The following is a 15,491-nucleotide window of genomic DNA, read 5'->3' as shown; positions in this document are numbered from 1 at the left end:
ATGAAAGCAGTCACTAACTGTTGGCGCGATTCAATCACGGACGGCGGTCCGTCAGGGTCGCAAAAGTTCACCACGGGTGAAACCGGCTTGGTTGTTTAAATCAATGTTTTAGTGCCTCGGTTATTCGAGGTATTGCCCCTGAAAAAGAGGTAGGGGAGTTATAGGTTTAATGCCGGGTATTGGCAATGAACACACTCAACCAATTCGCTTGCTTGGCCCGAACAGTTATAGCGTTTAGGAGTCAGCCTTTAGAGGCTGTTTTTTGACGGCCATCACCGTTGATTACGGGGTATGGCTAAGTGATGGCTTTTACAGGGTTTTTGATGGCAGCTTTCCTGCCGTCGAAGCCTTACGATCAGGCAGCGCCGTCGGCCGACGCCTGGAGGATACGACGAGTGGTCGTGTTCGAAATCAAAATCAAACGCCCAGCAACGTGCGATTGGCAATGTGCGTGAATATAGATACGATGCTAATCATTAGCTAGCTATCTATGTGTTCGCTGAATGAAGCCTTTCACGTTTCAACTCCCGGATTTCTGGCAAGCCACCCTGGTGCCCTCGCGGGTCGATCTGCTGTTTGCGTCGCGCAACATCATCGCCGGCGGGGTCGCGTTGTATCTGGCCTTTTGCTTCGACCTGCAGCAGCCGCAATGGGCGTTGACCACGGTGTTTATCGTTGGCCAATCGACCAGCGGCATGGTCCTGGCCAAGGGCGCCTATCGGTTGCTGGGCACGTTTGTCGGCGCCGTGGCTTCGCTCGTGATGATCGGGGTTTGCGGCCAGGCGCCGTTGCTGTTCCTGCTGTGCATGGCGTTATGGCTGGCGTTGTGTACGACGGGGGCGTCGCTGCTGCGCAATCACGCCGCCTATGGGTTTGTGCTGGCGGGCTACACCACGGCGATTATTGCCTTGCCGGCGACCGCCGCGCCGCTGGGCGTGTTCGATGAGGCAGTGGCGCGCTGTCAGGAAATCAGCCTGGGGATTCTCTGCGCGTCTATCGCCAGCACGATTTTATGGCCGCGCCGGGTTGAGCAGACCCTGGCGGTTCAAGGGCGCGCCGCCTGGCAGGCGGGAATGCGCGCCGCGGCCTCGGAGCTGCAGGGAACGGATCAGCGCAAGGGCTTGCTGGAGGCGTTGGGCCGCTTGGTCGCGGTGGACGCCCAGCGCGACCATGCCTGGTTTGAAGGCCCCAAGGGACGGCGGCGCTCTCAGGCGTTGCGGGTGCTCAGTCGGGATGTGCTTGGGTTGTTACGTGCGGCACGGGGTGTGGCGCGGCAACGGATGATGCTGGACGACGCGTCCTTTGTTACGACATGGGTGGAAGACGTGGCCGCCACCTTGCGACAAGAGCGGCACGAGGCGCTGCCTGAGCTCTCACGTCGCCTTACTTTGGCGCTTGCCGATCCACGTCTGAGCCCCGAGGCGAACTTTTGCCTGATGCAATTGGCCCAGGTCCTGCGGTTGGTGAACGTGGGGGCGCTGACCCTGGCGGCTGTCGAGACGGGCAGGGTGCCACCGGGTGCACCGGGGGCACTGTCCTGGCATCGGGATATCGAGCAGGGTGTACTCGGTGGAGTGCGCAGTGCATTAGCCTTCCTGGCCGTTGCGGCATTCTGGATGTTTACCGCATGGCCTTCGGGGCTGGGCGCGGTGTCGATCAGCGGTGTGGTATTGAGCCTGTTTGCTGCGCGGGAAAATCCCTCCGCCTCAAGCCTGAATTTTCTCAAAGGCATCGCGCTGTCGATTCCGGTGGCCGGGTGTGTACGGTTTGCTTTGCTGCCTGGGTTTGATGGTTTCCCGTTGCTGTGCATGGCCTTGGGCGTACCGCTATTTTTTGCCTCGCTGTGCATGAGCCGGGCAAACCTGGCGGCCAGCGCTTCGGCGTTCTGCATCTTCTTCGTCAATAACGTCGGGCCGAGCAACCTGATGACGTACGACATCGCCGCCTTCCTCAACAAAGCTATCGCCACGCTGGTGGGTGTCGGTATTGCCGTGGTGGTGTTTCGCCTGATCCCGCTCAACCCGGGTGAGCGCCATTATCGGCGGATGTTCACGGCCTCATTGTTTGACCTGGCGCAGTTGACGTCGCGCCCCTTGGAGCAGGCCGAAAGCTGGTTTGGCGGGCGTATGGCGGACCGCCTGATTCGGTTGTCGCGTTATAGCGACACGTTGCCTGCCGAGCGTCGTACCCATTGGGATAACGGCCTGCTGGGGCTGGACTTGGGCGATGAGTTGCTGGAGTTGCGCGCAAGTTTATCGAGCAGCCAAGGCGCGTTGGCCAGTGTGCGCGATGATTATCTGCGGCAGTGGGCGGTTGTGCTCAAGCAGGGTGGGCCTGGCGTGGATCAGGCAGCGCTGCTGGATGCGCCAAGCACTGCGCTGTTGGACGTGCTTGAGCGGTCGTCGGTGTTGGCGGAGCAGGATCGGCAAATGGCCAGGGCGGCACTGCTGCAGTTGCGGTTTACCTGGCAGACGTGGTGTCAGCGGGGTGTCTGATTGCAGGAGCTGGCAAGCCAGCTCCTGCAACGAGTGTTACTCGGCGATCTGCAACTTGCGCGATTCGGTGTAGATGTAGCGCACCTTTTCATACTCGAACGGCGAGTTCATTTGACCGTAGCGGAAGCTGGTCTGGTAGCGCTTGTCGACGGCGCGCAGGGCCCAGATTTCCGGGTGGTTTTCGCTGACCTTGGACACGTTGAGGAAGTTGACCTCGGTTTCTGCGCTGTAGTCGACGATCAGGCCGGTGGTGTCGCGCAGGTTCGAGGGGCCGAAGATCGGCAGTACCAGGTACGCGCCGCCGGGCACGCCGTAGAAGCCCAGGGTCTGGCCGAAGTCTTCGCTCTGGCGTGGCAGGCCCATGGCGGTAGCCGGGTCCCACAGGCCGGCGACGCCGATGGTGGTGTTGAGCAGCAGACGCCCGGTGGTTTCCAGGGAGCGGTGGCCCTTGAGTTGCAGCAGGCTGTTCAACAGGTTGGGCACGTCGCCCAGGTTGTTGAAGAAATTGCTCACGCCGGTACGCAGGAAACTTGGGGTGACGTAGGTGTAGCCATTGACCACCGGCAGGAATACCCATTGGTCGAAGCGGTAGTTGAAGTGGTACACGCGGCGGTTCCACGACTCCAACGGGTCGTAGACATTGAGCGCGGTGAGCGACGAACGCTCGAACTCGCGCTGGTCCAGGCCCGGGTTGAACTTGAGCTTGGTCAGCGGCTCCTTGAAGCCGTCGGCGTCAACCTTGACCGGTTCGTGGGCCTTGCTGTTGTCGGCATTGGCGACGCCCGCGCACATCAGGGCGGCGAGCAGCAGAAGATATTTAGCCACGGAAGAACTCCAGCATGGCGTCGGCGTTGACGCGGTAATTGAGGTTGCCGCAGTGGCCGCCCAACGGGTAGACGGTCAAGCGATCGCCGAAGGTTTTACGCAGGAAACCGAGGTCGCCAGGGCCGAGAATCACGTCGTCGGCATTGTGCATCACCGCGATTTTCGGGCTGTTGTGCAGGTAGTCTTTAAGCGCATAGAGGCTGACCTGGTCGACCAGTTGCAGCAGGCTGCCGCCATCGGAGCGCGCGCGCCACATCGGGATCACTTGTTCGGTGAGGTAGCAGTCAAAGTCGCACTGCAGCGCACGCTTGAGGAACGGCGTGAGGCTGGTGCCTTCGGTGATCGGGTATTTGGGCGGAATGATCAGGCCACGGCGGTTGATCAGGTCCGAGGTAAACGCAATGTCGGCCGCCGAGAAACGGAACGAGGTGCCGATCAGCATCGCCATCTGTTCGTTGGTCAGGTGCTGCTTGGAGTTCTGGAAGTCGTAGAGCAGGGCGTCATTAAGGTCGATGTAGCCTTTTTGCTGGAAGTAGCGGGTCAGCTTGGCCAGTACCAGCTCATAGAAGGTGGTGGTGTTGTTGATGCCCTTGACCTCGGTCTGTACCAGCTTGTCGAGGTTGGTGATCGAGGTGTAGAGGTTGACCGGCGGGTTGAGCAGCAGCACTTTCTTGAAGTTGAAGCTGCGGCGGGTCTCGTCCAGCTTGCTGACAAACGCAGCATCCAGGGCGCCCAGGCTGTAGCCGGTGAGGTAGAAGTCGGTGACCGGCAGCGAGGCGTTCTGCGCGCGCACGGCTTGCATCACGCGGTACATGTCTTCGGCGTCTTCCTGGGTGATACCCGGAGTGGCGAAGCGCGAGGCGGCACTGATGAAGTCGAAGCTGGTGGGCGACGACAACTGCACTACGTGGTAACCAGCCTGGTAATACAGCTTTTTCAGGTATTCGTTGATGCTGCTGTCAAATCGCGCACCGGTGCCCGCGATCAGGAAGATCAACGGCGCGGCACGGTCTTGTTTGGCGATGCGGTAGGTGAGTTTCTTCACCGCCCAGAAATTGTCCGGCAGGCTGAACTCGCGCTCGGGGCGCATGTTCAGGGTGTAATCCGACTGGTTGATCTCGTCGTTGGACGGCAATTTGGGCCGAAGGTCAGGCGGGGTGGTGGCAATGGTCGCTTCGAACGGGTTCGTCAAAGGGAAGCCATAGCTGGCCTGGTCGATGTCGACGGCCAGTGCTGACGCACTCAAAAAAAGGCTGCCGAGTAAGGCAGCGCAGCGCAAGGAACGGAGCATGACTTAATCCCTAAGAGGAAACGTGCTGAATGAAGTTCGCAGGCTATGACCACCGCGTTGCCACCGAAGTGCCAGCCTTCGGCACGAAATGTCGGAAAAAAACGTCGGAATCAGGGTAATAGCAGCCAGAAGATACACGTTGCCATGCATTGATGGACACTAATTGTGTGTATGCGCCTTGCTAACGGCTGCCGGCGCATTAAGCTGAGCGCCGTTTTTGCCTATCGGAGTACCCCATGTCCCGTCGTTTGCCACTGATCCTGCTGCTTATTGCCCTGCCGTTATGGTTGGCTGCCAGTTATGGCGCACGCTACGGTTTTATGGAGGATGGCCAGTGGGTGGGTATCTGCGTTGATGAGGCCAGTCGCTGGGAATGCCAGTTGCGTTCGAACCTGGGGTTGATGATTCACTTCAAGGTGCTGGGCTGGGCGGCGTTGATCACGTCGGTGCTGGCGTTTTTCGTGCCGGGTCGAGCAGGGTGGGGGTTGGCAGTGTTGGCAATGATGTTCGGCTTGCCGGCGTTGGCGTTGTACAACACCACGTTTGCGGTGTTTGCGGTGGTGATTGCCGGGTTGCGGTTGGTCAGGAAACCTCGCGTTGCCTGACAGGGCCTCATCGCAGGCAAGCCAGCTCCCACATTAGAGCGCATTCCAGGGATGCACTCGGTCAAATGTGGGCGCTGGCTTGTCGAATCGTCGCAACGCTGCGATAGCGGTCTTAAGCCCTACGCACCCGCAGGCAACGCCACAACGCTCCAACCATCATCACGCTGACCACCGCCCAACCCCACGCCTGCTGGTTCAGCAGCCCTTCGCGATAGAGCTGCGGCGCAATGCCGGCACCGATAATGAAGGCCAGCAGCGCGATCTCCCGGCGTGGCCCGGTGACCGGGCGAACCAGATACACCAGGGCCGGCAACACCAGTGCCGCACTCGGGAAGCTGCGATAGCGCGGGTCAAACACCAGCGCGAGCATCATCACCGCGCCGGCAAAGCCGGCGATTGCCACCAGCCAGCCCGCGCGTTGCTCCAGCCAGTTGAATGCCCGTTCGCGCCAACCTTCCCGCGCACTCAGGGCCAGCGCAGCATGGGCCAGCACCAGCAGGTTCAGCACGACCAGCAAGCCTGCCCACACCCATTCATCGTTGAAGCGTGCGGTTACGCGGGTCAGTTCGGCCCAGGTGCCGATTGAGCAGGCGGCGACCGCTCCGAGCAGTGGCAGCATGAGCGCTGCGCGCGTGCTGCGAACGCGGCCGCCGAGGGCCAAGGTGCCCAGCAGGATAATCCCGCCCACGCCCAGCCACAGCGGCCAGTACGGCACATTGCTCACCGGCCCGGCGAGGATGCCCTTGTCCTGGCGATCAGCATCAAACAGTCCCCAATAGCCGCCGACCGCCCCTTCACTGGCGCGCTTCCACGGCTGGTCAAAGGCTTCGATCAGGTTGTAGCGCCAACCGTTGGCCTCGGCCATGGCGACAAAACCACGCATGAATTTGGCTTCGTTGACCCGGCTCGGCACCGCGGTTTCGCGCTGGCGACCTTCGCTGGGCCAGCCGGTCTCGCCGATCAGCACGTCTTTGGGCGCGAACTTGTTGCCGAAGGTCTGGCGTACATCCCCCACGTGCTTGAGCGCCTGGTCGATGCCGGACGGGTCATCCTCCCAGTACGGCAGCAGGTGAATGGTCAGGAAATCCACGGCCGGGGCGATTTCCGGGTGTTGCAGCCAGAACTCCCAGACATCGGCATAGGTGACCGGCTGTTTGATCTGACTTTTGACTTTGTGGATCAGCGTCACCAGTTGCTTGGCGGTGACTTCCTTGCGCAGCAGGGCTTCGTTGCCGACGATGACCGCGGTGACCACGTCAGGGTTGGCGTTGGCCGCCGCGATCAACTCGTCGATTTCTTTTTCGGTGGCAACCGGGTCACTGCTGACCCAGGCACCGGCCATTAACTTCAACCCATGCTCGCGCGCCATGCCCGGCAGGGCTTCCAAACCGGTCATGGAGTAGGTGCGAATGCACTCGAAACGGGTGGCCAGCAAGGCCAGGTCGGCGTCCATGCGCTCGGGACGCAGCTTGAACGGCTGGTCGAACGGTGATTGGTCTTTGTCGAAGGGTGTATAGGACGCACATTGCATTTTGTGGCTGGCGCTGGCCACGTCCGGCAACACCACCGGACGGCCGAGGCCGTACCAATAGCCGACAAGGGCAAACACGCCGAGGATCAAGGCGAAAATATAGGGCAGGGCAGGGAAGCGGGCAGTCGCAGGCATGGTCGGCTTATCTGGGGGAGCAAAGGCGCGCATCTTACCCGGATTTGGCCCGTTCCAGTGGGGCGGCATAATTTAGACATGCAAAGTTCGGGCGGGATTTTGGCGCCATATTCTACAAATCGTGCTGCTGGCGATGTGATGTCGTTTCTTGCTTACCTGAGGTCGCAGCCAGAGCAGGTTCAAGACCCCGGCAGGTTGATGATCGAAGTGTCAGCACTCCACTGATGTCTGAGCCGCCGGATCGATGCGCGTGAAGGGGGCGCGGTGCACCACATAACAACAGGTTGACGTCGCTCGGCATCCGTCGGGCGCAGCACTTTCGGGGAAGTACGATGAAGATGCGACGACTCTTGGGCGCAGCTGCCACTCTGGTAGTTGCGATGGGCTCCACACTGGCCAGCGCCGACAGCAAAACCCTGAGCATCGGCTATGTAGACGGCTGGTCCGACAGCGTTGCCACCACTCACGTGGCGGCAGAGGTGATCAAGGAAAAGCTCGGTTATGACGTGAAACTGCAGGCGGTTGCCACCGGGATCATGTGGCAGGGCGTGGCCACCGGCAAACTCGACGCCATGCTTTCCGCCTGGCTGCCCGTGACCCACGGTGAATACTGGGCCAAGAACAAGGACAAGGTGGTCGACTACGGCCCTAACTTCAAGGATGCAAAAATTGGCTTGATCGTGCCGGAGTACGTCAAGGCCAAGTCCATCGAAGACCTCAAGACCGATACCACCTTCAAGAACAAGATCGTCGGTATTGATGCCGGTTCAGGCGTCATGCTCAAGACCGATGAAGCCATCAAGGCCTATGGCCTGGACTACAAACTGCAAGCCAGTTCGGGCGCTGCGATGATCGCCGAGCTGACCCGTGCCGAAGACAAGCAGGAATCCATTGCGGTGACCGGTTGGGTACCACACTGGATGTTCGCCAAGTGGAAACTGCGTTTCCTGGACGATCCAAAAGGGATTTATGGTGCTGCGGAAACCGTCAACAGCATCGGCAGCAAGGGCCTGGAGAAGAAAGCGCCGGAAGTCGCGGCCTTCCTGAAGAAATTCCAGTGGGCCTCCAAGGATGAAATCGGCGAGGTCATGCTCGCGATTCAAGAGGGCGCCAAACCTGATGCGGCGGCCAAGGATTGGGTTGCCAAGCACCCAGAGCGTGTCGCCGAGTGGATCGGTAAATAACGCCTCGAAGCGTCTAAATAGCACCTTTGAAGCCCGCCTGGCGTTTTCGTCAGGCGGGCTTTGTCGTTTTCGGGAGAAAAGCTGTCACTTTAATCAGTTCAAAGTTGGCGCGATCACTCATGTCGTTCTAATACTAAGGTCGTCTGGAACCTGTTCTGCAGCCGCATAGAGTGGATACGTTCCAATAATAAAAAAGCTGTGCTGCGAGGATAAAAACAATGAACGACAGCATTTACCTCTCGATTCAAAACAGCCCGCGTTTCAAGGAGCTGGTGAGAAAAAGGGAAAGGTTCGCCTGGATTCTCTCGGCGATCATGCTCGGGCTGTACTCCGGTTTCATTCTTCTGATTGCCTACGGGCCGCAAATACTGGGGGCCAAGCTCAGCCCCGGTTCTTCCATCACCTGGGGAATCCCGATTGGGGTCGGGCTGATAATTTCGGCTTTTGTCCTGACTGCGATTTACGTACGACGCGCCAACGGCGAATTTGACGACCTGAACAATGCGATTCTCAAGGAGGCTGCGCAATGATCCGTCGTCTATTGGCTGTACTCGGTGCTTCGGTCTTCGCGCCTGCCGTTTGGGCGGCGGACGCATTGACCGGTGAAGTGCACAAACAACCGCTGAACGTTGCAGCAATCCTGATGTTCGTGGCCTTCGTCGGCGCGACGTTGTGCATCACCTACTGGGCGTCCAAGCGCAACAAATCGGCGGCCGACTACTACGCGGCCGGCGGCAAGATCACCGGTTTCCAGAACGGCCTGGCGATTGCTGGCGACTACATGTCGGCGGCGTCCTTCCTGGGGATTTCCGCGCTGGTATTCACCTCTGGCTACGACGGCCTGATCTATTCGATCGGCTTCCTGGTGGGCTGGCCGATCATTCTGTTCCTGATCGCCGAGCGCCTGCGTAACCTGGGCAAGTACACCTTTGCTGACGTAGCGTCCTATCGCCTGGGGCAAACCCAGATCCGCAGCCTGTCGGCCTGTGGCTCGCTGGTGGTGGTGGCGTTCTACCTGATCGCGCAGATGGTTGGCGCGGGCAAGCTGATCCAGTTGCTGTTCGGCCTGGATTACCATGTGGCGGTGATCCTGGTAGGCATCCTGATGTGCATGTACGTGCTGTTCGGCGGCATGCTGGCGACCACGTGGGTACAGATCATCAAGGCGGTCCTGCTGCTGTCCGGTGCCTCGTTCATGGCGCTGATGGTGATGAAGCACGTCAACTTCGACTTCAACATGCTGTTTTCCGAGGCGATCAAGGTTCACCCTAAAGGTGAAGCGATCATGAGCCCTGGCGGCCTGGTGAAAGACCCGATCTCTGCATTCTCCCTGGGCCTGGCGCTGATGTTCGGCACCGCCGGCCTGCCGCACATCCTGATGCGCTTCTTCACCGTAAGCGATGCTAAAGAAGCGCGTAAGAGCGTGCTGTATGCCACCGGCTTCATCGGCTACTTCTACATCCTGACCTTTATCATCGGCTTCGGCGCGATCCTGCTGGTCAGCACCAACCCGGCGTTCAAGGATGCGGCAGGCGCCTTGCTGGGCGGTAACAACATGGCGGCGGTGCACCTGGCCAACGCGGTGGGCGGCAGTATCTTCCTGGGCTTCATCTCGGCCGTGGCGTTTGCCACCATCCTGGCGGTGGTTGCTGGCTTGACCCTGGCGGGTGCTTCGGCGGTGTCCCATGACCTGTATGCCAGCGTGATCAAGAAAGGCAAGGCCAACGAAAAGGACGAGATTCGCGTGTCGAAGATCACCACCATCGCCCTGGCGGTGCTGGCCATCGGCCTGGGTATCCTGTTCGAAAGCCAGAACATTGCGTTCATGGTTGGCCTGGCGTTCTCCATTGCTGCCAGCTGTAACTTCCCGGTGCTGCTGCTTTCCATGTACTGGAAAAACCTCACCACCCGTGGCGCGATGATTGGCGGCTGGCTGGGCTTGATCAGTGCCGTAGGCCTGATGATCCTTGGCCCGACCATCTGGGTCTCGATCCTGCACCACGAAAAAGCCATCTTCCCGTACGAATACCCGGCGCTGTTCTCGATGATCATTGCGTTCATCGGTATCTGGTTCTTCTCCATCACCGACAAGTCGGCGGCGGCAGAGAAGGAGCGTGCGCTGTACTTCCCGCAGTTTGTGCGTTCGCAAACGGGTCTGGGGGCGAGTGGGGCGGTTAACCACTAAGGGTGTAACGGTTACAAAAAAATACCCCGGTCGTGAGATCGGGGTTTTTTTTGGCTTTTATTGGTGCTGGATACGACAAAACTGTTTCTTAAATTCCGCATCAATAAAAGCGGCTTTCGCTGGGTGAGCGTCGGCAAGTGATCAAGGCTGGCGTCTGGGCACAGGACGCTGTGTTGAGGCCGCCAGTGGCGCTGCTCTGCAGCCGAGCACGGGGCAAGCCTGCTCGCCACAACGGGCCCGCAGGCCACCACAGCGGGCGTGTAGCGGGTTATCGTCTGCCGCAAACAAATAAGGCCTCCAGAGGAGGCCTTATTCGGTGCAACTAAGCGGCTGACGGCTTACTTGCGATCTTCCAGCTTGGTGATGTCACGCGACTCGTAGCCGGTGTACAGCTGGCGCGGACGGCCAATCTTGTACGGGCTGGAGAGCATTTCTTTCCAGTGGGAGATCCAGCCCACGGTCCGCGCCAGGGCGAAGATCACGGTGAACATGCTGGTTGGAATGCCGATCGCCTTGAGGATGATCCCCGAGTAGAAGTCGACGTTCGGGTACAGCGAGCGTTCGATGAAGTACGGGTCGGTCAGGGCGATCTCTTCCAGGCGCATGGCCAGTTCGAGTTGCGGATCGTTCTTGATGCCCAGTTCCTTCAACACTTCGTCGCAGGTCTGCTTCATTACGGTGGCGCGTGGGTCGCGGTTCTTGTAGACGCGGTGACCGAAGCCCATCAGCTTGAACGGATCGTTCTTGTCCTTGGCCTTGGCGATGAACGTGTCGATGTTCGAGACATCGCCGATTTCATCGAGCATGGTCAATACGGCTTCGTTCGCACCGCCGTGGGCAGGGCCCCACAGTGCAGCGATACCGGCGGCGATACAGGCGAACGGGTTGGCACCCGAAGAGCCGGCCAGACGTACGGTAGAGGTGGAGGCGTTCTGCTCGTGGTCGGCGTGGAGGATGAAGATCCGGTCCATTGCCTTGGCCAGCACCGGGCTGATCGGTTTGATCTCGCACGGGGTGTTGAACATCATGTGCAGGAAGTTTTCCGCGTACGTCAGGTCGTTGCGCGGGTACATCATGGGCTGGCCCATGGAGTACTTGTAAACCATTGCGGCCAGGGTCGGCATCTTGGCAACCAGACGGATCGCGGAAATTTCGCGATGCTGCGGGTTATTGATGTCCAGGGAGTCGTGATAGAAGGCCGACAGGGCGCCGACCACGCCGCACATGACGGCCATCGGGTGGGCGTCGCGACGGAAGCCGTTGAAGAAGGTCTTCAACTGCTCGTGAACCATGGTGTGGTTCTTCACGGTGCTGACGAACTGGGCTTTTTGCTCGGCTGTTGGCAGTTCGCCATTTAGCAGCAGGTAGCAGGTTTCCAGGTAGTCCGACTTCTCAGCCAGTTGCTCGATCGGGTAGCCCCGGTGCAGCAGAATGCCATTGTCGCCGTCGATATAGGTGATCTTCGACTCGCAAGAGGCGGTCGACATGAAGCCTGGGTCGAAAGTGAAACGGCCCGTGGCCGTCAGGCCCCGTACGTCGATAACATCGGGACCAACGGTGCCGGTTAAAATGGGCAGCTCGACGGGGGCTGCGCCCTCGATGATCAACTGCGCTTTTTTGTCAGCCATGTGGCCTCCTATTTATGCTTCAAATCATCAGACAGACCCCCCACGCAGGGCCCGCACCACTATAGTGAGATAAATTCAGATGTCAATTTGCCTAAAGTCTTGCTCCAGAAGGCTTTAACCGTACTTTTTCGTCGAAATTGACTGCCATTTACGCCTTTTATCCCGCCAGCGCAATCAGCTATTAGGGTGAGGTGTGCGCGTTGTCATTAGTAGCCTAACTGTCTATACTCGGCCACCGACCGCCAAGGGCTTTTGGGCTTGCTTTTATTGGGGGTCGCACTCCCTGGGTGGTGCTTACCTGACCAGTGCACTCCCCAACAACTTTGCCCTGATTGTTAGGGGCTCTTCAGTGTGAAAAAAAGCCGTGAATAGCCAACGACCTGTAAACCTAGACCTAAGGACCATCAAACTCCCCATCACCGGCGTTACGTCGTTCCTGCACCGTGTTTCCGGCATCATCCTGTTCCTGGGCTTGGGCATCATGCTTTATGCATTGAGCAAATCCCTGGGTTCCGAGGAAGGATACGCCGAGGTGAAGGCATGCTTGACCAGCCCGCTGGCCAAGTTCGTAGCATGGGGCCTCCTGTCCGCTCTGCTTTATCATCTGGTAGCCGGCGTGCGCCACTTGATCATGGATATGGGCATCGGTGAGACGCTGGAAGGCGGCCGCCTGGGCTCGAAAATCATCATCGCCATTTCCGTGGTGCTGATCGTTCTGGCAGGAGTTTGGATATGGTAACCAGCGTTACGAACCTATCGCGTTCAGGCCTCTATGACTGGATGGCGCAGCGTGTGTCTGCGGTCGTTCTCGCGGCTTATTTCATTTTCCTGATCGGATACCTCGTCGCAAACCCGGGCATTGGCTATGAGCAATGGCACGGCCTGTTTTCCCACAATGCGATGCGAATCTTCAGTCTGCTGGCACTTGTAGCCCTGGGCGCTCACGCCTGGGTCGGCATGTGGACCATCGCGACTGACTACCTGACGCCGATGGCGCTGGGCAAGTCCGCGACTGCAGTACGTTTCCTCTTCCAGGCAGTATGCGGCGTCGCGATGTTCGCTTACTTCGTCTGGGGTGTGCAGATTCTTTGGGGTATCTGAGTCATGGCTAACATTCCAACTATTTCCTTCGACGCCATCATCATTGGTGGCGGCGGTGCTGGCATGCGCGCAGCGCTCCAGCTGGCTCAGGGTGGTCACAAGACTGCCGTGATCACCAAGGTGTTCCCGACGCGTTCGCACACCGTTTCGGCCCAGGGTGGCATCACCTGCGCCATCGCCTCTGCCGATCCGAACGATGACTGGCGCTGGCACATGTACGATACCGTCAAGGGTTCCGACTACATCGGTGACCAGGACGCTATCGAATACATGTGTCAGGAAGGCCCGGCTGCCGTGTTCGAGCTGGACCACATGGGTCTGCCGTTCTCGCGTACCGAGCAAGGTCGTATCTACCAGCGTCCATTCGGCGGCCAGTCGAAGGATTACGGTAAAGGCGGCCAGGCTGCCCGTACCTGCGCCGCGTCCGACCGTACCGGTCACGCGCTGCTGCACACGCTTTATCAGGGCAACCTGAAAGCCGGCACCACGTTCCTGAACGAATACTACGCCGTGGATCTGGTGAAGAACGCTGACGGCGCATTCGTCGGCGTGATCGCCATCTGCATCGAAACCGGTGAAACCACCTACATCCGCGCCAAGGCTACTGTTCTGGCGACTGGCGGTGCAGGTCGTATCTACGCTTCGACCACCAATGCCCTGATCAACACCGGTGACGGCGTCGGCATGGCACTGCGTGCGGGCGTGCCGGTACAAGACATCGAAATGTGGCAGTTCCACCCGACCGGTATCGCCGGCGCGGGCGTACTGGTTACCGAAGGTTGCCGTGGTGAAGGTGGTTACCTGATCAACAAGCACGGCGAGCGTTTCATGGAGCGTTATGCGCCGAACGCGAAAGACCTTGCCGGTCGTGACGTTGTTGCTCGTTCGATGGTTAAAGAAATCATCGCCGGCAATGGCTGTGGCCCGAATGGCGACCACGTACTGCTGAAGCTCGATCACCTCGGCGAAGAAGTACTGCACAGCCGCCTGCCAGGTATCTGTGAGCTGTCCAAGACTTTTGCTCATGTTGACCCGGTGGTTGCTCCGGTTCCGGTTGTTCCGACTTGCCACTATATGATGGGCGGTGTTCCGACCAACATTCATGGCCAGGCGATCACTCAGAACGCTGAAGGCGTGGACGAGATCATTCATGGCCTGTTCGCGGTAGGCGAAGTGGCTTGCGTATCGGTTCACGGTGCCAACCGTCTGGGCGGCAACTCGCTGCTCGACCTGGTGGTGTTCGGCCGCGCGGCCGGCCTGCACCTGGAAAAAGCCCTGACCGACGGCATCGAATACGATGACGCTACCGACGCCAATATCGAGGCCGCCCTGGCGCGCCTGAACGCTCTGAACGAGCGTACCGATGGCGAAGACGTCGCTACCCTGCGTCGCGAGCTGCAAAACTGCATGCAGAACTACTTCGGTGTATTCCGTACTGGCGAATACATGCAGAAGGGTATCGCCCAGTTGGCCGATCTGCGCAAGCGTATCGCCAACGTCAAGATCAACGATAAGAGCCAGGCGTTCAACACCGCTCGTATCGAAGCCCTTGAGCTGCAAAACCTGTTGGAAGTGGCTGAAGCGACTGCGATCGCCGCCGAGGTTCGTAAAGAATCCCGTGGTGCTCACGCGCGTGAAGACTTTGAAGATCGCGACGACGAAAACTGGTTGTGCCACACCCTGTACTTCCCGGGTGACAAGCGCGTAACCAAACGTGCCGTGAACTTCTCGCCGAAGACAGTTCCGACCTTTGAACCGAAGATTCGGACTTACTAAGGGTGGCTGCCATGTTGAAAGTCAGTGTTTATCGCTACAACCCTGATCAGGACGCTGCGCCGTTCATGCAGGAATTCCAGGTCGATACCGGTGGTAAAGACCTGATGGTGCTGGATGTATTGGCACTGATCAAGGAGCAGGACGAAGGTTTCTCCTATCGTCGCTCTTGCCGTGAAGGTGTGTGCGGTTCCGACGGCATGAACATCAACGGCAAAAACGGCCTGGCGTGCATCACGCCGCTGTCCGCCGTCGTCAAAGGTAACAAGCTGATCGTTCGTCCTCTGCCAGGTTTGCCGGTTATCCGTGACCTGGTCGTCGATATGAGCATCTTCTACAAGCAATACGAGAAAGTTAAGCCGTTCCTGCAGAACGACACGCCGGCTCCGGCCATCGAACGTCTGCAGTCCCCTGAAGAACGTGAAAAGCTCGACGGTCTGTACGAGTGCATCCTGTGCGCTTGCTGCTCGACTTCTTGCCCGTCCTTCTGGTGGAACCCGGACAAGTTCCTGGGTCCAGCCGCTCTGCTGCAAGCGTACCGCTTCCTGGCAGACAGCCGTGACACCAAGACGTCCGAGCGTCTGGCTTCGCTGGATGACCCGTTCAGCGTATTCCGCTGCCGCGGGATCATGAACTGCGTCAACGTATGTCCTAAAGGCCTGAACCCGACTAAGGCCATTGGTCACATCCGTAACATGCTGCTGCAAAGCGGCGTGTAACTGACGTTGTAATAAAGCA

13 protein-coding genes are annotated in these 15,491 nt (G+C 59.1%); 9 read left to right on the top strand and 4 right to left on the bottom strand.

Annotated features, from left to right (window positions below):
* Positions 1-503: 503 nt before the first annotated feature.
* Positions 504-2,495, top strand: a complete 1,992-nt coding sequence (locus JFT85_RS07145) for an FUSC family protein (RefSeq protein WP_201229579.1) — start codon at positions 504-506, stop codon at positions 2,493-2,495.
* A 36-nt stretch (positions 2,496-2,531) separates the two neighbouring features.
* Here JFT85_RS07145 and JFT85_RS07140 read toward each other — a convergent pair whose 3' ends face one another.
* Positions 2,532-3,320 carry an MlaA family lipoprotein gene (locus JFT85_RS07140; RefSeq protein ID WP_053255224.1) on the bottom strand — a complete coding sequence of 263 codons (789 nt, stop codon included), beginning with the start codon at positions 3,318-3,320 and terminating at the stop codon, positions 2,532-2,534.
* Positions 3,313-4,611, bottom strand: a complete 1,299-nt coding sequence (locus tag JFT85_RS07135) for a serine/threonine protein kinase (protein ID WP_053255225.1) — start codon at positions 4,609-4,611, stop codon at positions 3,313-3,315. Before JFT85_RS07135 ends, JFT85_RS07140 begins: the two co-directional genes overlap by 8 nt.
* A gap of 236 nt (positions 4,612-4,847) precedes the next feature.
* On the opposite strand from JFT85_RS07135, the gene JFT85_RS07130 reads away from it, so the two are divergent.
* Positions 4,848-5,216, top strand: a complete 369-nt coding sequence (locus JFT85_RS07130) for a hypothetical protein (protein WP_053255226.1) — start codon at positions 4,848-4,850, stop codon at positions 5,214-5,216.
* A gap of 112 nt (positions 5,217-5,328) precedes the next feature.
* Here JFT85_RS07130 and JFT85_RS07125 read toward each other — a convergent pair whose 3' ends face one another.
* Complete coding sequence (locus JFT85_RS07125; RefSeq protein WP_069551664.1) at positions 5,329-6,882, bottom strand: glycoside hydrolase family 17 protein; 1,554 nt, start codon at positions 6,880-6,882, stop codon at positions 5,329-5,331.
* Between the two features lie 332 nt (positions 6,883-7,214).
* On the opposite strand from JFT85_RS07125, the gene JFT85_RS07120 reads away from it, so the two are divergent.
* The 3 genes from JFT85_RS07120 to JFT85_RS07110 all read left to right on the top strand — a co-directional run bounded on the left by JFT85_RS07120 (position 7,215) and on the right by JFT85_RS07110 (position 10,251).
* Positions 7,215-8,066, top strand: a complete 852-nt coding sequence (locus JFT85_RS07120; protein WP_024074296.1) for a glycine betaine ABC transporter substrate-binding protein — start codon at positions 7,215-7,217, stop codon at positions 8,064-8,066.
* 218 nt (positions 8,067-8,284) lie between these two features.
* Positions 8,285-8,596, top strand: a complete 312-nt coding sequence (locus JFT85_RS07115) for a DUF485 domain-containing protein (RefSeq protein ID WP_073636912.1) — start codon at positions 8,285-8,287, stop codon at positions 8,594-8,596.
* On the top strand, positions 8,593-10,251 hold the full coding sequence (locus JFT85_RS07110) for a cation acetate symporter (protein ID WP_053255228.1): 1,659 nt from the start codon (positions 8,593-8,595) through the stop codon (positions 10,249-10,251). The genes JFT85_RS07115 and JFT85_RS07110 overlap by 4 nt, the downstream gene beginning before the upstream one ends.
* A gap of 338 nt (positions 10,252-10,589) precedes the next feature.
* Here JFT85_RS07110 and gltA read toward each other — a convergent pair whose 3' ends face one another.
* The gene (gene gltA, locus JFT85_RS07105; RefSeq protein ID WP_014717728.1) at positions 10,590-11,879 is read right to left on the bottom strand and encodes a citrate synthase; all 1,290 of its coding nucleotides are present in this window, start codon (positions 11,877-11,879) and stop codon (positions 10,590-10,592) included.
* Between the two features lie 364 nt (positions 11,880-12,243).
* Here gltA and sdhC point away from each other — a divergent pair, with 364 nt between their 5' ends.
* Genes sdhC through JFT85_RS07085 form a run of 4 tightly spaced genes read left to right on the top strand, consistent with a single transcriptional unit; the run spans position 12,244 to position 15,472 of the window.
* Complete coding sequence (gene sdhC / locus JFT85_RS07100) at positions 12,244-12,618, top strand: succinate dehydrogenase, cytochrome b556 subunit (RefSeq protein ID WP_003172804.1); 375 nt, start codon at positions 12,244-12,246, stop codon at positions 12,616-12,618.
* Positions 12,612-12,980, top strand: a complete 369-nt coding sequence (sdhD, locus tag JFT85_RS07095; protein ID WP_003172805.1) for a succinate dehydrogenase, hydrophobic membrane anchor protein — start codon at positions 12,612-12,614, stop codon at positions 12,978-12,980. The genes sdhC and sdhD overlap by 7 nt, the downstream gene beginning before the upstream one ends.
* A 3-nt stretch (positions 12,981-12,983) precedes the next feature.
* A complete protein-coding gene (sdhA, locus tag JFT85_RS07090) occupies positions 12,984-14,756 on the top strand; it encodes a succinate dehydrogenase flavoprotein subunit (RefSeq protein WP_053255229.1) in 1,773 nt (590 codons plus the stop codon).
* Between the two features lie 11 nt (positions 14,757-14,767).
* The gene (locus JFT85_RS07085) at positions 14,768-15,472 is read left to right on the top strand and encodes a succinate dehydrogenase iron-sulfur subunit (RefSeq protein WP_003172807.1); all 705 of its coding nucleotides are present in this window, start codon (positions 14,768-14,770) and stop codon (positions 15,470-15,472) included.
* Positions 15,473-15,491 lie beyond the last annotated feature (19 nt).

The sequence above is a fragment of the Pseudomonas sp. TH04 genome (genome assembly GCF_016651355.1).
Classification (GTDB): Bacteria; Pseudomonadota; Gammaproteobacteria; order Pseudomonadales; family Pseudomonadaceae; genus Aquipseudomonas; species Aquipseudomonas fluorescens.
The sequence above is the reverse complement of the archived record's forward strand: the minus strand, read 5'-3'. Positions and strand labels throughout refer to the sequence as shown.